General features: G+C 73.9%; 15 protein-coding genes. 10 read left to right on the top strand and 5 right to left on the bottom strand.

The annotated features are described in order from the left end of the window. The first annotated feature begins 4 nt into the window (after positions 1-4). Both ACZ407_RS00860 and ACZ407_RS00855 read left to right on the top strand, forming a co-directional pair. Entirely contained in the window at positions 5-1,651 is a 1,647-nt protein-coding gene (locus ACZ407_RS00860; RefSeq protein WP_468124351.1) for an acyl-CoA synthetase, read from the top strand. An 82-nt stretch (positions 1,652-1,733) separates the two neighbouring features. Next, positions 1,734-2,840: a calcium:cation antiporter gene (locus tag ACZ407_RS00855; RefSeq protein WP_468124350.1), complete on the top strand. Its 1,107-nt coding sequence runs from the start codon at positions 1,734-1,736 to the stop codon at positions 2,838-2,840. A 95-nt stretch (positions 2,841-2,935) separates the two neighbouring features. Here ACZ407_RS00855 and ACZ407_RS00850 read toward each other — a convergent pair whose 3' ends face one another. From ACZ407_RS00850 to paaK, 4 genes are all read right to left on the bottom strand, one after another. Then, positions 2,936-3,682, bottom strand: a complete 747-nt coding sequence (locus tag ACZ407_RS00850; protein WP_468124895.1) for a YhjD/YihY/BrkB family envelope integrity protein — start codon at positions 3,680-3,682, stop codon at positions 2,936-2,938. Between the two features lie 221 nt (positions 3,683-3,903). Then, positions 3,904-4,230 carry a carboxypeptidase-like regulatory domain-containing protein gene (locus ACZ407_RS00845; protein ID WP_468124348.1) on the bottom strand — a complete coding sequence of 109 codons (327 nt, stop codon included), beginning with the start codon at positions 4,228-4,230 and terminating at the stop codon, positions 3,904-3,906. Positions 4,231-4,239: 9 nt separating this feature from the next. Next, positions 4,240-5,175 carry a trypsin-like serine peptidase gene (locus ACZ407_RS00840; RefSeq protein WP_468124346.1) on the bottom strand — a complete coding sequence of 312 codons (936 nt, stop codon included), beginning with the start codon at positions 5,173-5,175 and terminating at the stop codon, positions 4,240-4,242. Between the two features lie 291 nt (positions 5,176-5,466). Next, on the bottom strand, positions 5,467-6,768 hold the full coding sequence (gene paaK / locus ACZ407_RS00835; RefSeq protein ID WP_468124344.1) for a phenylacetate--CoA ligase PaaK: 1,302 nt from the start codon (positions 6,766-6,768) through the stop codon (positions 5,467-5,469). 99 nt (positions 6,769-6,867) lie between these two features. On the opposite strand from paaK, the gene ACZ407_RS00830 reads away from it, so the two are divergent. Continuing rightward, positions 6,868-7,710: an alpha/beta fold hydrolase gene (locus tag ACZ407_RS00830; protein ID WP_468124894.1), complete on the top strand. Its 843-nt coding sequence runs from the start codon at positions 6,868-6,870 to the stop codon at positions 7,708-7,710. Positions 7,711-7,834: 124 nt separating this feature from the next. Continuing rightward, on the top strand, positions 7,835-8,356 hold the full coding sequence (locus ACZ407_RS00825) for an RICIN domain-containing protein (protein ID WP_468124342.1): 522 nt from the start codon (positions 7,835-7,837) through the stop codon (positions 8,354-8,356). Positions 8,357-8,599: 243 nt separating this feature from the next. Here ACZ407_RS00825 and ACZ407_RS00820 read toward each other — a convergent pair whose 3' ends face one another. Further along, the gene (locus tag ACZ407_RS00820; protein ID WP_468124340.1) at positions 8,600-10,228 is read right to left on the bottom strand and encodes an acyl-CoA synthetase; all 1,629 of its coding nucleotides are present in this window, start codon (positions 10,226-10,228) and stop codon (positions 8,600-8,602) included. Positions 10,229-10,388: 160 nt separating this feature from the next. Between ACZ407_RS00820 and ACZ407_RS00815 the strand changes: the two genes are divergently transcribed. The 6 genes from ACZ407_RS00815 to ACZ407_RS00790 all read left to right on the top strand — a co-directional run bounded on the left by ACZ407_RS00815 (position 10,389) and on the right by ACZ407_RS00790 (position 17,895). Then, positions 10,389-11,189, top strand: coding sequence for a crotonase/enoyl-CoA hydratase family protein (locus ACZ407_RS00815; RefSeq protein WP_468124338.1), 801 nt, complete (start codon positions 10,389-10,391; stop codon positions 11,187-11,189). 15 nt (positions 11,190-11,204) lie between these two features. After that, entirely contained in the window at positions 11,205-12,164 is a 960-nt protein-coding gene (locus ACZ407_RS00810; RefSeq protein WP_468124336.1) for a Zn-ribbon domain-containing OB-fold protein, read from the top strand. Further along, a complete protein-coding gene (locus ACZ407_RS00805; RefSeq protein ID WP_468124334.1) occupies positions 12,164-13,222 on the top strand; it encodes a thiolase domain-containing protein in 1,059 nt (352 codons plus the stop codon). The genes ACZ407_RS00810 and ACZ407_RS00805 overlap by 1 nt, the downstream gene beginning before the upstream one ends. Then, positions 13,219-14,385 carry a thiolase domain-containing protein gene (locus tag ACZ407_RS00800; protein WP_468124332.1) on the top strand — a complete coding sequence of 389 codons (1,167 nt, stop codon included), beginning with the start codon at positions 13,219-13,221 and terminating at the stop codon, positions 14,383-14,385. The genes ACZ407_RS00805 and ACZ407_RS00800 overlap by 4 nt, the downstream gene beginning before the upstream one ends. A gap of 146 nt (positions 14,386-14,531) precedes the next feature. After that, on the top strand, positions 14,532-14,771 hold the full coding sequence (locus ACZ407_RS00795; RefSeq protein WP_468124330.1) for a DUF397 domain-containing protein: 240 nt from the start codon (positions 14,532-14,534) through the stop codon (positions 14,769-14,771). A 283-nt stretch (positions 14,772-15,054) separates the two neighbouring features. Then, positions 15,055-17,895, top strand: coding sequence for an ATP-binding protein (locus ACZ407_RS00790; protein ID WP_468124329.1), 2,841 nt, complete (start codon positions 15,055-15,057; stop codon positions 17,893-17,895). The last annotated feature ends 109 nt before the right edge of the window (positions 17,896-18,004 follow it).

Below are 18,004 nucleotides of genomic sequence, written 5' to 3'. Positions count from 1 at the left end.
CAGCATGACCGACTCGCAGCCTCCCAACGGCTTCTGGGCCCAGGCGGCCGCAGACCCGGACCGCATCGTGCTCACCGCCCCCGACGGCGAGCAGTGGACCGCCGGCCGCCTGCTCGCCGACGTCAACCGCATGGTCCACGGACTGCGCGCCGCGGGCCTGGAACGGGGCGACGCCTTCGCCGTGGTCCTGCCCAACGGGGTCGAGTTCTTCACCGCCTACCTCGCCGCCTCCCAGGCCGGCTTCTACCTGGTCCCCGTCAACCACCACCTGGTCGGGCCGGAGATCGCGTGGATCGTCGCCGACTCCGGGGCGAAGGTGCTCATCACCCACGAGCGCTTCGCCGCCGCCGCGACCGCCGCGGCCGACGAGGCGGGCCTCCCGGCCGGCCACCGGTACGCGGTCGCGGACCCCGGCCACCGGTACGCGGACGCCGCCGCCCCCGGCCGGGAGCAACCCCCCGCCGGCACCCCGCACCCGGCCGCCCCCGCCGCTCCGACCGTCCCAGGCTTCCGCCCGTACGCCGCCCTGCTCGACGGGCAGCCCGCCACCACCCCCGCGGACCGCACCCTCGGCTGGGTCATGAACTACACCTCCGGCACCACCGGCCGGCCCCGCGGCATCCGCCGCCCCCTCCAGGGGAAGGCCCCGGAGGAGGCCCACCTCGGAGGTTTCCTCGGCATCTTCGGGATCCGGCCCTTCGACGGAAACGTGCACCTGGTCTGCTCGCCGCTCTACCACACGGCGGTGCTCCAGTTCGCGGGGGCGTCCCTGCACATCGGGCATCCGCTGGTCCTCATGGACAAGTGGACCCCCGAGGAGATGCTCCGCCTCGTCGACCGCCACCGGTGCACCCACACCCACATGGTCCCCACCCAGTTCCACCGCCTCCTCGCCCTCCCCGAGACCGTCCGCTCCCGTTACGACGTGTCCTCGATGCGCCACGCCATCCACGGCGCGGCCCCCTGCCCCGACCACGTCAAACGGGCCATGATCGACTGGTGGGGGACGTGCGTGGAGGAGTACTACGCGGCCAGTGAGGGCGGCGGGGCCTTCGCCACGGCCGAGGACTGGCTGAAGAAGCCCGGCACCGTCGGCAGGGCCTGGCCCATCAGCGAACTCGCCGTCTTCGACGACGAGGGCAACCGGCTGCCGGCCGGGGAGGTCGGCACCGTCTACATGAAGATGAGCACCGGCGGGTTCAGCTACCACAAGGACGAGGGCAAGACCCGCAAGAACCGCATCGGGGACTTCTTCACCGTGGGCGACCTCGGGCTGCTCGACGAGGAGGGCTACCTCTTCCTCCGGGACCGCAAGATCGACATGATCATCTCGGGCGGGGTGAACATCTACCCCGCCGAGATCGAGGCCGCGCTCCTCACCCACCCGGCCGTCGCGGACGCCGCCGCCTTCGGCATCCCGCACGCCGACTGGGGCGAGGAGGTGAAGGCCGTCGTCGAGCCCGCCGAGGGCTTCACCCCGGGGGAGGCCCTGGCCGCCGAGATCCTGGCCCACTGCGAGCGGCGGCTCGCCGGCTACAAGCGGCCCAAGAGCGTCGACTTCATCGGGGCCATGCCCCGCGACCCGAACGGCAAGCTCTACAAGCGGCGCCTGCGCGACCCCTACTGGGAGGGGCACGAGCGCGCCATGTGACGGTTTGTGACGATTGCCACCCCGGGCCCGCCCCGGCCGCCGCCACGGCCCGGGAGCGGGGCCGGCGTGGCAGGGTGGGGGCATGAGTACGGCAACGCACCGGCACCCCCTGACCGACTGGACCGTGGTGGTCCCCGCCCTCGCCCTCGTCGCGCTGGTCCTGACCTGGGGCCGCGACCTGCCGGGCTTCGCGGTGGGGCTGGTCGCGCTCTGCCTGGCGGGCGCGGTGCTGGCCGCGGTCCACCACGCCGAGGTCGTGGCCCACCGGGTCGGGGAGCCCTTCGGCTCCCTGGTCCTGGCCGTTGCCGTCACGGTCATCGAAGTGGCCCTCATCGTCACCCTGATGGCCGATGGCAAGAGCGGCTCCTCCACGCTCGCCCGCGACACCGTCTTCGCCGCCGTGATGATCACCTGCAACGGCATCGTGGGCCTGTCCCTGCTCGTCGGCGCCCTGCGCAACCGCGTGGCCGTCTTCAACGCCGAGGGCTCCGGCGCCGCCCTGGCCACCGTCGCGACCCTGGCCACCCTGAGCCTGGTCTTCCCCACCTTCACCACCAGCAAGCCCGGCCCCGAGTTCTCCGCCGCCCAGCTGGCCTTCGCAGGCGTGGCCTCCATCTGCCTGTACGGGCTCTTCGTCGCGGTGCAGACGGTCCGCCACCGCGACTACTTCCTGCCGGTCGCCACCGAGCAGAACCGCGGGGACTCCGAGGACGACCACGCCGAGCCGCCCACCAACCGCGCCGCGCTCGTCAGCCTCGGCCTGCTCCTGGTCGCCCTCGTCGCCGTCGTCGGCAACGCGAAGGCCGTCTCGCCCACCATCGAGTCCGGAGTCGCCAAGGCGGGCCTGCCGCACGCCGTGGTCGGCGTCATCATCGCCCTGCTCGTGCTGGCCCCCGAGACCCTCGCCGCCGTACGCGCGGCCCGCCGCGACCGCGTGCAGACCAGCCTCAACCTGGGCCTGGGCTCGGCGATCGCCAGCATCGGCCTGACCATCCCGGCGATCGCCCTCGCCTCCATCTGGCTCTCCGGCCCGCTCGTCCTCGGCCTCGGCGCCACCCACATGGTCCTGCTCGCCCTCACGGTGGTCGTCGGCGCGCTCACGATCGTCCCCGGCCGCGCCACCCTCCTGCAGGGCGGCGTGCACCTCGTCATCCTCGCCGCCTACCTCTTCCTCGCCGTCAGCCCCTGACCACGGAGCCGTCAGCCCCGGCCCGGCGCCGTCAGTTCCTGATTCCGGCTGCGTGAGCCCATCCCGCCGTCACCGGGCCCCGCCCCCCACCAGGGTCAGGGTTCGGGGTAGAGACCCGACTCGCGCAGCCGGCGCAGCGTCAGGTGTTCGTGCACCAGCCGGCCCACCAGGGCGCCGCCGTAGACCACGAAGCCCACCCCCACCAGCCAGGACTGCGCGACCAGCAGGGTGCCGAAGGGCCCGTACGTCACCGCGTTCGAGGCGATGAGCGGGGAGAACACGAGCTGGGAGAAGAGCCGGAGGCCGAGCAGGCCCAGGGCGGTGGCCGCCGCGCCCGGCAGCAGGGCCCGCCAGCGCACCCGGCCGCCCAGCAGCAGTCGCTGGGAGCCCCAGAAGAACAGGCAGGTGCCCACCAGGTCGACCGAACCCCCCATCAGCGTGTTCACCACCGTGTCGTCGGTGGCCGACACGGCGACCAGCACCCCCAGGTAGAAGATGAGCAGGGCCAGCCACACCACGTGCCGCCACATCGTGTGCCAGCGCGCCGCGGGCAGGTCCCACACCTTCTCGTACCCGGTCTGTACGACGGATCCGAAGGTGAGGCCGAAGACGCAGAGCGCGGCCAGGCCGAAGGCGGTGGTCCGCTCCAGGGCCTGCCCCGGCATCCCGAACAGGGCCTCCACCTGCAAGCGGGACTCCCGCGAGACCCCGAGGGCCTGGCCCAGCCAGCGGCCGAAGCCCTGCCCGCTGGCCGGGGCCGCGGCGGCCACCACGATCAGCAGCGGCACCAGGGTGAGGAACCCGAGCGCCGCGAACCCCATGGCCCGGTGCATCAGCTCCATCTCGCGGCCGCGGCTCCAGGCCAGGCCGGCGGGGGAGGCCTGGATGCGGTCGTGCGCGTGCCGGAATCGGTGCCGGTGAGGATCGGGCGTCACGGGGTTCGATTACCCCGGATTGCCGCCCAATCGGCATGTAACGGGCCGAACAGGTGGTTTTCGAAGGGAGGGAGCCCCCTGACGGGCCCGGCATGGCGCGAGCCCGACGCGCGCCGACGACCGCCGGCTCAACCGAGCCTGAGCTCCACCGACTGCGCACCCGACCCCGCGCCCGCGCCCGAGTCCGCCCCTGACCCCGACCCCGCCCCCCTGGTGCCGACCTCCACCGAGACCCGGGCGCTCCTTCCGTCCCCGGCCGTCCCCTGCACCGTGTAGACGCCCTCGGCGGACACGGAGAACGAGAACCGGCCGTCGGCGCCGGTCAGGGCGGCGATGTCGGGAAAGGGCCCGGGCCCGTCGGCGATGGCGACGACGACGCCCGCCACCGGATCACCGTGCGCGTCGAGCACCGCTCCGCTGATCGGGTGGGTGCGGCCGCCGCCGTCCGCTGCCATGGTCCGGACTCACGCCTTCCAGGACAGGAGGTTGTCGAAGACGGCCTTGGTGATCCGGGTCCCGGAATTGACCGTCGCGCCGCCGTAGGCGTGGATCGCGATCCCGTACCGGCCGCCGTTGTGGATCCGGTACACGGCGCTGCCGCTCTGGCCGCCGAAGGTGTCGATGTCGTAGAAGACCTTCAGGGGGTTCACCGAGCTGATCCCCCGGCCGTCGTACCACTGGGTCCCCACGGGCTGGTCGCCCGGGTATCCGGAGATGTTCGCGGAGGTCTTGAGCAGGTCCGCGTCCGGCCAGGAGCCGAATCCGAACCAGCCGGTGGTGGCGCCGAGCTCGGTGGGGATGATGATGGCCCCGTAGTCGAAGTTCTCGTCCCCGGAGTCGGTCCAGCCGGTGACGGAGCGGAAGCTCGTGCTGGTGACGGAGCCGAACGGGAGGGAGGCCCCGTTGCGGCCCGGCATGACCTGGATGCTCTTGACCCAGCCGTCCCGCCCGGGCACGCCGCTGTTCTTGATGTGGACGACATGTCCCGCGGTGACCAGCGTGTGCGGCCCGATGAACCAACCGGTGCCGATCCACTGGGAGTTGTCGGCCGCGGTGATGAGCAGCGAGGCGTGCGCCCGCCACGGGTAGTTCGTGGTGTCCGTGATCTTGACCCGGTCGTCCGGGCCGTGCACGGTCTCCAGCGCGTCCGGGGGCCCGAAGGACGCCTCCCCGATGTCCCGCAGCGGGGCGGTGGGTGCCACCCACGTCTCGGCCGGCAGCTCTTCGAACACGCTGCGGCTGTGGCCGCCGACCTGTTCCAGGCCGTCGGAGGTGAAGGGTGTGGGACTGCCCTGCACCCCTTCGGAAGGCCCCTCGAACACCGGCTGTTCGGAGGCGGGGGCGGGCAGTTCCTCGGGCTGGTTGGACACGGGCGTGTGCGGGCCGTTTGCGTTCGGCATGAGGACTCCTCGGGTGAGTCGCCTGAGGGCGCGTCAAGGCACCTGGAGGCATGCGGAAGCCTGGAGGCGTGCGTGGCCTGAAGGCATACGTGAAGGGGCTCCACGACGGATCCGCCTCAAGGACGCACCGGGTCCGAGCGCGCACCGTCCGGACGGGGCCCACGACCATGTAAAGCCGATCCGCCGGTGATCGCCACGCGGCGCCGCCGTCCGTGCCAGGTGTCCGTGCCGGCCCCGCCCGGCCGGGCCCTCGGCGGCGCCGCCGTCCGTGCCACCCGGCCACCGCGTCGGCTACCGCCCTGCCGGGCCCTCCCTCAGGTCCACGATGCGCCGGATCTTGCCCACCGAGCGCTCCAGGGTCTCCGGGTCGACGATCTCCACCGCCGCGGTCACCCCGATCGACTCCTTCACCGACCGGGCGACCGAAGCGGCGGCCGCCTCCCGGTCGGCGGCCGTGGCCTCCCGGCGGGCCTCGGCCCGTACGGTCAGCGCGTCCAGCCGCCCCTGCCGGGTCAGCCGGAGCTGGAAGTGCGGGGCCACCCCCGGGGTGCGCAGCAGGATCTCCTCCACCTGGGCCGGGAAGAGGTTCACCCCGCGCAGGATGATCATGTCGTCGGACCGGCCGGTGACCTTCTCCATCCGGCGGAAGGCGGGCCGGGCGGTGCCCGGCAGCAGCCGGGTCAGGTCCCGGGTCCGGTAGCGGACCACCGGCATCGCCTCCTTCGTGAGGGAGGTGAACACCAGCTCGCCGTGCTCCCCGTCGGGCAGCACCTCCCCGGTCACCGGGTCCACCACCTCCGGCAGGAAGTGGTCCTCCCACACGTGCAGGCCGTCCTTGGTCTCCACGCATTCCTGCGCCACGCCCGGGCCGATCACCTCGGACAGGCCGTAGATGTCCACCGCGTCGATGCCGAGCCGCTCCTCGATCTCGCGCCGCATCTCCTCCGTCCACGGCTCCGCGCCGAAGATCCCGGTCCGCAGCGAGGTGGAGCGCGGATCGACGCCCTGGCGCTCCATCTCGTCCAGCAGGGTCAGCATGTACGAGGGGGTCACCATGATGACCTCGGGCTCGAAGTCCAGGATCAGCCGGACCTGGCGCTCGGTCATGCCGCCCGACGCGGGGATGACCGTACAGCCCAGCCGCTCGGCTCCGTAGTGCGCGCCCAGGCCGCCCGTGAACAGCCCGTACCCGTACGCCACGTGGACCTTGTGGCCGGGCCGGACGCCGGCTGCGCGCAGGGAGCGGGCGACCACCTCCGCCCACATCTCCAGGTCGCCCTCGGTGTAGCCGACCACGGTCGGACGCCCGGTGGTGCCGCTGGAGGCGTGGATCCTGCGCACCCGGTCCCCGGGGACGGCGAACATGCCGAACGGGTACGTGTCGCGCAGGTCGGTCTTCGTGGTGAAGGGGAAGCGGGCCAGGTCGGCGAGGCTGCGGCAGTCGCCGGGGTGCACTCCGGCCTTGTCGAAGGCGGCGCGGTGGTAGGGGACCTGCTCGTACACGTAGTGCAAGGTCGCCTGCAGGCGCTCCAGTTGCAGGGCGGCCAGCCCCGCCCGGTCGAGCCGCTCCGCCGCGTCCGGGAGATCCGTCACCGTCGCCCCTCTCGCCCGATCGACCGGTCGGTCGGTCGGTTCCGGGTAGGCAATCAAAGCAGAGGCGGCCGCGTCAAGGAGTCTGCTTGGATGGCGGCCATGCCGATCTTCACCACATACGACGGAACCCGCCTGGCCTACCACGAGCAGGGGGCGGGCGAGCCGTTGATCTGCCTGCCGGGCGGGGCGATGCGCGCCTCGGAGTACCTGGGGGACCTCGGCGGCCTGCACCGCGACCGCCGGCTGATCCTGCTCGATCTGCGCGGTACGGGGGACTCCGCCCGGCCGCAGGACCCGGCCGGCTACCGGGTGGACCGCCAGGTCGCCGACGTGGAGGCGCTGCGCGTGCACCTCGGCCTGGAGTCCGTGGACCTGCTCGCCCACTCCGCGGGCGGCACCCTCGCCATGCTCTACGCGGTGGCCCACCCCGGCCGGGTCCGCCGGATGGTCCTGGTCACCACCCCCGCCTGGGCGGTCGGCATCCCGACCACCCCGGCCGCGCGGCTGGCGGCGGCGCGGCTGCGGTCGGGCGAGCCGTGGTTCGAGGAGGCCTACCCGGTCTTCGAGAAGATCTGGGCGGGCGCGGAGGTGGACGACACCGGCTGGAACCTCGTCATGCCCTTCTTCTACGGCCGTTGGGACGAGGCGGCCCGCGCGCACGCGGCCGCGGGCGACCGCCAGGTCAACGAGGAGGCCGCCGCTGCCTACGCCGCTGAGGGCGCGTGCGATCCGGCGGCGACCCGCGCGGCCCTCGGGCGGTCGGCCTCACCGGTCCTGGTCCTCGCCGGAGAGCTCGACGGCAACCCGTCCCCGGCGGCCGCGGAGGCCCTGGCAGGCGTCTTCCCGCACGGCACGTGCGAGGTGCAGCCGGGCGGGAACCACTTCCCGTGGCTGGACGACCCCGAGTGGTTCAGCGGCCGGATCGCCCGCTTCCTGGGCTGACCGTCACCCGCTTCCCGGGCCGACCACCGCCCGCTTCCCGGGCCGGCTCCGGATGCGGGGTTCCCCCGGACGGCGTACACAGGAGGGGTGGACGGTGGGGGTGCTGCCACGAGGGAGGTCGAGCATGCCCGGCGTTTTCCCGCGCCGCACCGGCCTGGCCGCGGCGCTGACGGCCGCCGTGTCGGCCGGCCTCCTGTGGGTCTGCGGACCCGCCGGGGCGGCCACCTACGTACAGCTGGTCTCGGCGTCGAGCGGCAAGTGCCTGACCGTCGACGGGGCCTCCGCCGACGACGGCGCGGCGGTGGTGCAGTGGAGCTGCGGGGACTCCCCGAACAGCCGCTGGGCCTTCGAGCCGGCGGCCGACCAGCCGGGCTACTACCGGATCAGCGCCCAGCACAGCGGCCTGTGCCTGACGGTGGCCGGGGCCAGCCGGGACGACGGCGCCGCGGTGGTGCAGTCGGCGTGCGGCGGCGGGGCCGAGGGGAACTGGACGGTCGTCGGCCGCACCGCCGAGGGCTACCTGCTCCAGGTCGGCCACAGCGACAAGTGCCTCGCGGTCTCGGACGCGAGCGAGGACGACGGGGCCGCGGTCGTGCAGACGGACTGCGATGTGAACGCGCCCGAGGACCGCTGGTCCCAGCAGTAGCGGGGCGGCCGGACGGGCGGAGTGCCGGACGGGCGGGGCGGACATGCGGGCGTGTGGACATGCGGATGTGTGGACATGCGGGCGTGTTGCGGCGGATCCGCCCCCGCCCGTTCCCGGCCTGCCTCCCCGACCTTCCCGACCTTCCCGACCTTCCCGATCTTCCCGACCTTCCCGATCTTCCCGACCTCCCCGAACGTCCCGGAACGTCCCGCGCCCCCGCTCGGCCCGCCGCCCGCGCCCCTCTCAGCCCCCCGCCCCGTCCGCCGCCACCGCCACCGCCTTCGCCCACCGGTAGTCCGCCTTGCCGCTCGGAGAACGCCGGATGCTCGGGGCGATCACCAGCTGGCGGGGGATCTTGTACCCGGCCAGCCGGGTGCGGCAGTGGCCCTGTATCTCCTCCAGCGTCGGCGCGGCCGCCCCCTCGCGCACCTGCACCACCGCCGCCACGTGGCTGCCCCACTTCGCGTCCGGCACGCCCGCGACCAGCGCGTCGTACACGTCCGGATGGGACTTGAGCGCCTGCTCGACCTCCTCCGGGTACACCTTCTCCCCGCCGGTGTTGATGCACTGCGAGCCGCGCCCGAGCACGGTGACGATGCCCTGCTCGTCGACCGTCGCCATGTCCCCGAGCAGCACCCACCGCTCCTCGCCCCGCCGGAAGAAGGTCTCGGCCGTCTTCACCGGGTCGTTGTAGTAGCCCAGCGGCACGTGTCCGCGCTGCGCGAGCCGCCCGGGCACGCCCACCGGCACCGGCTCGTGCGTCACGGGATCGACCACGGCGGTCCGCTCGTTGACCTCCAGCCGGAAGCCCTTCTCCGGCCCCGAGTCGGCCGTCGCCTTGCCGTTGGAGCCGGACTCGGAGGAGCCGAAGTTGTTGAGCAGGAGCACGTTCGGCACCAGTTCCTGGAACTGGGCCCGCACCGTGTCCGACATGATCGCCCCGGAGGAGGAGAGGCTGAACAGGGAGGACATGTCGGTGCCCCGCAGCGGCCCCCGGAGCGCGTCCACGAGCGGCCGCAGCATCGCGTCGCCGACCAGGGACACGCTGGAGACCCGCTCCTTCTCGATCGTGCGGAGCACCTCCTCCGGCACGTACTTGCGGTGGACGACGATCCGCTGGCCGTAGTTGAACGCGACGAACGAGGTCAGGGTCGACGTGCCGTGCATCAGCGGGGGAGTGGGGAAGAAGGTGAGCCCCGAGCCGCCCGCCGCCACCCGTTCCGCCAGCTCCTCCGGCCGCTTCACCGGCTCGCCCGACGGGGCGCCGCCGAACAGCCCGGCGAAGAACAGGTCCTCCTGGCGCCACATCACGCCCTTGGGCATGCCGGTGGTGCCGCCCGTGTAGATGATGAAAAGGTCGTCGGCCGAGCGCGGCGGGAAGCCCCGCTCCGGGGAGCCGGCCGCCTCCGCCTCCTCGAAGGCCACTGCGGGCAGCTCCGGGGCGCCCTCCGGGACCGCCCCCACCCGGACCAGGTGGCGCAGCCGCTCCGTCTTCGGCAGGGCCGCCGCGACCCGCTCCGTGAACTCCCCGTCGAAGACCAGGGCGGCGAGGTCGGCGTCCCGGTAGAGGTAGACCAGCTCCTCCTCCACGTACCGGTAGTTGACGTTCACCGGCACCAGCCGCGCCTTGAGGCAGGCCAGCACGGTCTGGAGGTACTCGACCCCGTTGTAGAGGTGCAGCCCCAGGTGCTCGCCGGGCTCCAGCCCGCTGTCCAGCAGGTGGTGGGCGAGGCGGTTGGCCGCCGCGTCCAGTTCGCCGTACGTCAGCCTGCGCTCGGAGCCGGTTCCGGGGTGGTCCACGTACACGAGGGCCTCGCGGTCCGGGACCACGTCCACGACCGATTCGAACAGGTCGGCAAGGTTGTACTCCACCGTTCCTCCTGACCCCGGGTTCCGATGGCGGTCATTAGAGCGACACGCAGCGCAATGCGGAAGGGCGCCGCCCAAGAAATCTGACTGTCTGTCAGAAAGCTATTGAACTGCCACCCCGGCTCCTGCAACCTGTTCTAGGTCTTGAGACGGGAGGACGGCAATGGGTGGGACGGAACACCTCACCGTGACGCGCCGGGGCGCCACCCTGGTGCTCACCATGAACCGGCCGGAGGCGAAGAACGCGCTCTCGCTGCCGCTGCTGGTGGGGCTGTACGACGGCTGGCTCGAAGCCGACGCGGACGACGGGATCCGCTCGGTCGTGCTCACCGGCGCCGGCGGGGACTTCTGCGCCGGCATGGACCTCAAGGCCCTGGCGGGCAAGGGCATGGCCGGAGAGCAGTACCGCGACCGCCTCAAAGCCGACCCGGACCTGCACTGGAAGGCCATGCTCCGCCACCACCGCCCCCGCAAGCCGGTCATCGCCGCCGTCGAGGGCCACTGCGTGGCCGGGGGCACCGAGATCCTCCAGGGCACCGACATCCGGGTCGCCGCGGAAGGCGCCACCTTCGGCCTGTTCGAAGTCAGGCGGGGCCTCTTCCCCATCGGCGGCTCCACCGTCCGGCTGGCCCGCCAGATCCCCCGCACCCACGCCCTGGAGATGCTGCTCACCGGCCGCCCGTACAGCGCGGCCGAAGCCGCCCGGATCGGGCTGGTCGGCCACGTCGTCCCCGACGGCACCGCCCTCGACCGGGCCCTCGCCATCGCCGAGCAGATCAACGCCTGCGGCCCGCTCGCCGTCGAAGCCGTCAAGGCCTCCGTCTACGAGACCGCGGAGATGTCCGAGACCGACGGGCTCGCCGCCGAACTCGTCCGCGGCTGGCCCGTCTTCGACACCGCCGACGCCAAGGAAGGCGCCCGCGCCTTCGCCGAGAAGCGCCCGCCCGTCTACCGCCGAGCCTGAGAAGGAGCGAGCGCCGTGACCGAAGTCCTCCGTGCTCCCCTCGTCGTCGCCTTCCCCTTCACCCGCTCCCTCGGCCCGGTCCAGAGCGCCTTCCTCACCGGACTGCGCGAACGCACCGTGCTCGGCGTACGCACCTCCGCCGGCACGGTGATGGTGCCCCCCGCCGAATACGACCCCGCCAGCGCCGAGGAACTCCGCGAACTCGTCGAGGTCTCCGCCACCGGCACCGTCACCACCTGGGCCTGGAACGCGCAGCCCCGCCCCCAGCAGCCCCTGGAGACCCCCTTCGCCTGGGTCCTCGTACGCCTCGACGGAGCGGACACCGCCCTGCTCCACGCCCTGGACGCACCCGGGCCCGAGGCCGTGCACACCGGCATGCGGGTCCGGGTGCGCTGGGCCGCGGAACGCACCGGCGCCATCACCGACATCGCCTGCTTCGAACCCGACGGGGACACCGCGCCCCGGCACCGGGAGCCCGCCCCGCACGACGGGGTCTTCCCCGACCCGGTCACCGGCATCGTCGCCGAGGCCCGCCTCGACTACACGTACAGCCCCGGCCGCGCCCAGACCGCCCACCTCGAGGCCCTCGCCGAACGCAGGACCGTCGGCGAGCGCTGCCCGGAGTGCCTCAAGGTGTACGTGCCGCCCCGCGGGGCCTGCCCCACCTGCGGGGTCGCCACCGCCGAACGGGTCGAGGTGGGGCCCCGGGGGACGGTGACCACCTTCTGCATCGTGAACATCAAGGCACCACGTACCGCAAACGGAGACATCGAGGTCCCCTACGTCTATGCCCACATCGCCCTCGACGGGGCCGGCCTCGCCCTCCACGGCCGCATCGGCGGGATCCCGTACGACCAGGTCCGCATGGGCCTGAGGGTGGAGCCCGTCTGGACCGAGGGCAGCCGCCACCCCGACCACTACCGCCCCTCCGGCGAACCGGACGCCGCGTACGACACGTACAAGGAGCTCCTCTGATGCCGAACCACGCACGCGAGGTCGCCGTCGTCGCCTTCGCGCAGAGCGACCACCGGCGGCGCACCGACGAACTCAGCGAAGTCGAGATGGTCATGCCGGTCCTGCACGAGGTCCTGCAGCGCACCGGACTCAAGGCCGGGGAGATCGGCTTCACCTGCTCCGGCTCCAGCGACTACCTCGCCGGCCGCCCGTTCTCGTTCACCATGACCCTCGACGGGGTCGGCGCCTGGCCCCCGATCTCCGAGTCCCACGTGGAGATGGACGGGGCCTGGGCCCTCTACGAGGCCTGGGTCAAGATCCAGACCGGCGAGGCCGACACCGCCCTCGTCTACGCGTACGGCAAGTCCTCGCCGGGCTCCGTCCGCGACGTCCTCACCCGCCAGCTCGACCCCTACTACCTCGCCCCCCTCTGGCCCGACTCCGTGGCCCTCGCCGCCCTCCAGGCCCGCGCCCTCATCGACGCCGGCGACACCGACGAGGACGCCCTCGCCGCCATCGGCACCCGCAGCCGCGCCGACGCCGCCGCCAACCCCCACGCCCAGCTGCGCGGCCCCGTACCGCAGGGCGCGCACGAGGTCGCCCCGCTGCGCACCGGCGACTGCCCGCCGGTCGGGGACGGGGCCGCCGCGGTGGTCCTCGCCGCCGGCGACACCGCCCGCCGGCTGTGCGGCCGGCCGGCCTGGATCACCGGGATCGACCACCGGATCGAGGCCCACGGCCTGGGCCTGCGCGACCTCACCGACAGCCCGTCCACCCGGCTGGCCGCCGAGCGCGCGGGCGCCTTCGACCGCCCGGTGGACACCGCCGAACTGCACGCCCCGTTCAGCTCCCAGGAGGTCGTGCTCCGCAAGGCGCTGCGCCTTCACGACGGGGTCCGCGTCAACCCCTCCGGCGGCGCACTGGCCGCCAACCCGGTGATGGCCGCCGGCCTGATCCGCATCGGGGAGGCCGCCGCCCGCATCCACCGGGGCGAGTCCGACCGCGCCCTCGCCCACGCCACCTCCGGCCCCTGCCTCCAGCAGAACCTGGTCGCCGTCCTGGAAGGAGACCCGGCATGAGCAAGGAGCCCGTGGCCGTCGTCGGCATCGGCCAGACCAAGCACGTCGCCGCCCGCCACGACGTGTCCATCGCCGGACTCGTCCGCGAGGCCGCCCGCCGCGCGCTCGACGACGCGGGCCTCGACTGGGCGGACGTGGACGCCGTGGTCATCGGCAAGGCCCCCGACTTCTTCGAGGGGGTGATGATGCCGGAGCTCTACCTCGCCGACGCCCTCGGCGCGGTGGGCAAGCCCATGCTCCGCGTGCACACCGCCGGTTCGGTCGGCGGCTCCACCGCCCTGGTCGCGGCCAACCTCGTCGCCGCCCGGGTCCACCGCACCGTCCTCACCCTCGCCTTCGAGAAGCAGTCCGAGTCCAACGCCATGTGGGGCCTGTCCCTGCCGGTGCCCTTCCAGCAGCCCCTGCTGGCCGGCGCAGGCGGGTTCTTCGCCCCCCACGTCCGCGCCTACATGCGCCGCACCGGAGCCCCCGACACCGTCGGCTCGCTGGTCGCGTACAAGGACCGCCGCAACGCCCTCAAGAACCCGTACGCGCACCTGCACGAGCACGACATCACGCTGGAGAAGGTCCAGGCCTCCCCGATGCTGTGGGACCCCATCCGGTACTCGGAGACCTGCCCGTCCTCGGACGGGGCCTGCGCGATGGTCCTCACCGACCGGGCCGGCGCCGCCCGTTCGCCCCGGCCCCCGGCGTGGGTGCACGGCGGGGCCATGCGCAGCGAGCCCACCCTCTTCGCCGGCAAGGACTTCGTCTCCCCGCAGGCCGGCAAGGACTGCGCCGCCGACGTCTACCGGCAGGCCGGGATCACCGACCCGCGCCGCGAGATCGACGCGGTCGAGATGTACGTGCCCTTCTCCTGGTACGAGCCGATGTGGCTGGAGAACCTGGGCTTCGCCGCGGAGGGCGAGGGCTGGAAGCTCACCGAGGCCGGGGTGACCGCACTCGACGGGGACCTGCCGGTCAACCCCTCCGGCGGGGTGCTCTCCACCAACCCCATCGGCGCCTCCGGCATGATCCGCTTCGCCGAGGCCGCCCTCCAGGTGCGGGGCGCGGCCGGGGAACACCAGGTGCCCGGAGCCCGGCGGGCCCTGGGCCACGCGTACGGCGGCGGGGCCCAGTTCTTCGCGATGTGGCTGGTCGGGGCCGAACCGCCCGCCGGCTGAGCCGCCGGGGACGGCCGGCCGGTCCGCGCCCGGCCCCCGAGCCGCCGGGCGCGGGCGGCCCCGCCGGGCCTGCCGAGGCACCCTGTCGGGCACCCGGGTCCGTCGCTACCCTGGCCCCGGACGACGGACCCGGGAGGAGCAGGCACATGGCCGAGAGCACGATCTCGCAGTCCCCCGCAGGCTGGAGCAGGCACGGACTCGACCTCAGCGGCGCGCAGTGGCAGTCCGGCGGCCGGGGCGCGGGCGACGTCCAGATCGCCTTCGTGGAGGGCTTCATCGCCCTGCGCAGCAGCCGGCGGCCGGGCCGCCCCTCGCTGGTCTTCGCCCCCGACGGCTGGCGGGCCTTCGTCCTCGGCGCCCGCGCGGGCGGGTTCGACACCGACTGACACCGCGCCCCGGCCCCGGCGCGCTCCCCGGACCGCACCGGGGCCCGCGCCTTCCCCGAACGAGTGAGCCGCACACGGCGTGTGGGGTGAACCCGAACGCGTCACACGGAACCGGCGCGGCGGGTGCCGGCGGGGCGCCGACCCGCCCGCCGCCCGGCCCCGCAAGGCCCGCTCGGCATTCAACCGCCGGTGAAAAGATCCGATCAGTCCGTGACACTGGGCCACAACCGCGCGTGCGCGGGCGTACGCTGATGCCCCCGAACCGCCCTGGGGGGTACCAGCCATGACGGAACGCCAGCTCCGGATGCGGCGCACCATGTTCGAACGCGAGGCCGAACTCGCAGCCGTGGACGAGGCCCTGGGTGAACTCACCGAATCCGGGCCCGCGCCCGGCGGCGGCCTGCTCGCCTTCGCCGGCCCGGCCGGACTCGGCAAGACCACGCTCCTCGCCGAAGTGCGCCGCCGCGCGCACGCACTCGGCTGCACCGTGCTCTCCGCCCGCGGCGGCGAGCAGGAACAGGGCGTGGCCTTCCACGTGGCCAGGCAGCTGATACAGCCACAGCTGGCCGGCACGTCCCAGGGCGACCTGCGCGAGAACCTCGGCAGCTGGTACTCGATCATCGGCCCCGCCCTCGCCCTGTGCGCGGCCGGCGACGGCCCGCCGCCCGACCCCCAGGGTCTGCGCGACGGCCTCGACTGGCTGCTGACCGACCTCGCGGTCCAGCGCGCCCCGATGGTCCTCGTCCTCGACGACGCCCACTGGGCCGATCCCGAATCCCTCAGCTGGCTGGCCTCGTTCGCCCCGCGCGCCGAGCACCTCCCGCTGCTCCTCGTCGTCGCCTACCGGCCCGACGAACTCCCCAACCACGCCGAGACCTTCCGGGTGCTGCCCGGCCGGGTCGGGCAGCGGCCCATCGCCCTCGACCCGCTGACCCCCGACGCCGTCGGCCGCCTGGTCCGCGAGACCATCGGCGACGAGGCCGACGACGCCTTCTGCCGGGAGTGCTGGGCCGTCACCGCCGGCAACCCCTACCAGGCGGTCGAACTCGCCGCGAAGGTGCGCGACCGCGGTCTGACCCCCGACGAATCCGGCGCGCCCCTGCTGCGCGACCTGGCCGCCGCCCAGCGCGGCAGCGGCTTCATCACCCGGCTCGAACGGCTCGGCAGCTCCACCGTCCGGTTCGCCTGGGCCTGCGCCGTCCTCGGCATCGCCGTGCCCCAGGCACTCGCCGCCCGGGTGGCCGGGCTCGGCACCGAGGAGGCCGTGGACGCCACCGACCGGCTCCGCGAGGCCCGCATCCTCTCCGGCACCCTCAACGGCGACGGCACCCTGGAGTTCGAGCACCCGCTCATCGCCACCGCCGTCTACCGGGCCATTCCCGACGCCGTCCGCGTCGCCATGCACGGCCAGGCCGCCATGGCCGTGGTCGACGGCGGCTTCGGCGCCTCCGCGGCCGCCCGACACCTCCTGGAGACCCACCCCGACGGCGACGACCAGGTGGTCAAGCTGCTCCGCGAGTCGGCCCGGGAGCACCTGCGGGCCGGCGCCCCGGACGCCGCCCGCCGCCAGCTCGCCCGGGCCCTCCAGGAACCGCCCGCCTTCGAAGAGCGCGCCGCCGTCCTCTACGAGCTGGGCTGCGCCTCCCTGCTCACCGAACCCGCCAACACCGTCAACCACCTGCGGGCCGCCCTCGACGAGGCCGTGGACGACCCCGCCCTCCGGCAGGGCATCGTGATCCGCCTCGCCCAGGTCCTCGCCCACAGCAACCGGCACGGCGACGCCTCGGCCACCCTCGCCGCCGAGATCGCGGTCGCCACCGACGCCCGGTCCAAACTGCGCCTGCAGTCCGAGCAGTTCATGTGGGACGCCTTCCGCTCCGACGAACCCGACGCGCCCGCCCGGTCCCGGCGGCTGGCCCGCCTCGCGGACCACCTCTCCGGCCGCGACCTCACCGAGCGCTACATCATCGGCATGCGGGCCTGGGACGCCACCCTGCGCGGCGAACACGCCGACACCGTCCTGCACCACACCCGCCGGGCCCTCGGCGACGAGCTCAGCTGGGCCGACGCGGACCGCGGCTTCGAACTCCCGGTCGTCGTGGCCCTCACCTACATGTACTGCGACCGGCCCGGCCGCGCCGAGGAGCTCTTCGCCAAGGGCACCGCCGAACTCGAACGCCAGGGCTGGCGCGGCGCCCACCTGTCCTTCGCGTACAGCCTGCTCGGCTACATCCGCTTCCGCCGCGGACGGCTGATCGAGGCGGAGGACTACGCCCGCGCCGGGCTGCGCCTGGCCGAGCGCGTCGGCCGCAAGACCCCCGTCCACTGGTACGCCGTGACCATCCTGATCCAGGTGCTGCTCGGCCGGGGACGGGTGGACGACGCCTGGGAGCTGGCGCGCGAGCACCAGTTCGGCGAGCCCTTCCCGGCCGCGATGGTCTTCCCCGACTCGCAGACCGTGTACGCGGAACTGCTCCTGGCCCGCGGCGACCGCAAGGCCGCCATCGCCGAGCTGGAAGCGGTCGGCCGCAGGCTCACGCCCCGCGGCATCCAGAACCCGTCGTTCTGCCCCTGGCAGCTGCTCCTCGCCCAGGCCGAGGCCACCGACAACCCCGGCAAGGCCCGGACCCTCGCCGAGGACGCCGTCCGCCGGGCGCGGGCCTTCGGCGCCCCCTCCGCCATCGGCCAGGCCCTGCGGATGGCCGCCCCGGTGCTCGGGAAGGGACTGGACGAGGCCGTGGAGTGGCTGGCCTCCTCGCCCGCCGGATACGAGCTGGCCTGCGCCCAGGTCGCCCTGGGCATCGAACTGCGCCGTACCGGTCTGCTGCACGAGGCCCTGGAGACGGCCGTGGCCTGCGGGGCCGACGGCCTGGCGGTCACCGCCCGCGAGGCCCTGTCCGCGGTCGGTGCGCGGCCCCGGCCGCCGCTGTCCGGCGAGGGGGTGCTCACCGCCCGTGAGGAGCAGGCCGCCCGGCTCACCGTGGCCGGCGAGCCGGCCGTCAAGGTGGCCGCGGCCCTGTCCACGGACGAGTCCGAGGTGGCCCGCCTGCTGTCCGCGGTCTGCCGCAAGCTGGGCACGGACGTGGCGGGCCTCGCGGAGGTCCTTCCGGGGGCCTCCTCGTAGCCCGCAGCCCCCGGCAGCCCCCTCGGCTGCCGGGAGCGCCCGCGGCGCCGGGGGGGGGGGGGGGGGGGGAGGGGGGGGGGGGGGGGGGTGGGGGGGGGGGGGGGGGGAG

It is taken from the genome of Streptomyces sp. NPDC030809 (assembly GCF_055572195.1).
This window is presented reverse-complemented; position numbering and strand designations above follow the sequence as displayed.

What these genes read in the sequence shown, in the direction of transcription:
- ACZ407_RS00860 (WP_468124351.1), top strand. Translation starts at nt 5, where the DNA reads ATGACCGACTCGCAGCCTCCCAACGGCTTCTGGGCCCAGGCGGCCGCA.
- ACZ407_RS00855 (WP_468124350.1), top strand. Translation starts at nt 1,734, where the DNA reads ATGAGTACGGCAACGCACCGGCACCCCCTGACCGACTGGACCGTGGTG.
- ACZ407_RS00850 (WP_468124895.1), bottom strand. Translation starts at nt 3,682, where the DNA reads ATGGAGCTGATGCACCGGGCCATGGGGTTCGCGGCGCTCGGGTTCCTC.
- ACZ407_RS00845 (WP_468124348.1), bottom strand. Translation starts at nt 4,230, where the DNA reads ATGGCAGCGGACGGCGGCGGCCGCACCCACCCGATCAGCGGAGCGGTG.
- ACZ407_RS00840 (WP_468124346.1), bottom strand. Translation starts at nt 5,175, where the DNA reads ATGCCGAACGCAAACGGCCCGCACACGCCCGTGTCCAACCAGCCCGAG.
- ACZ407_RS00830 (WP_468124894.1), top strand. Translation starts at nt 6,868, where the DNA reads ATGCCGATCTTCACCACATACGACGGAACCCGCCTGGCCTACCACGAG.
- ACZ407_RS00825 (WP_468124342.1), top strand. Translation starts at nt 7,835, where the DNA reads ATGCCCGGCGTTTTCCCGCGCCGCACCGGCCTGGCCGCGGCGCTGACG.
- ACZ407_RS00815 (WP_468124338.1), top strand. Translation starts at nt 10,389, where the DNA reads ATGGGTGGGACGGAACACCTCACCGTGACGCGCCGGGGCGCCACCCTG.
- ACZ407_RS00805 (WP_468124334.1), top strand. Translation starts at nt 12,164, where the DNA reads ATGCCGAACCACGCACGCGAGGTCGCCGTCGTCGCCTTCGCGCAGAGC.
- ACZ407_RS00800 (WP_468124332.1), top strand. Translation starts at nt 13,219, where the DNA reads ATGAGCAAGGAGCCCGTGGCCGTCGTCGGCATCGGCCAGACCAAGCAC.
- ACZ407_RS00795 (WP_468124330.1), top strand. Translation starts at nt 14,532, where the DNA reads ATGGCCGAGAGCACGATCTCGCAGTCCCCCGCAGGCTGGAGCAGGCAC.
- ACZ407_RS00790 (WP_468124329.1), top strand. Translation starts at nt 15,055, where the DNA reads ATGACGGAACGCCAGCTCCGGATGCGGCGCACCATGTTCGAACGCGAG.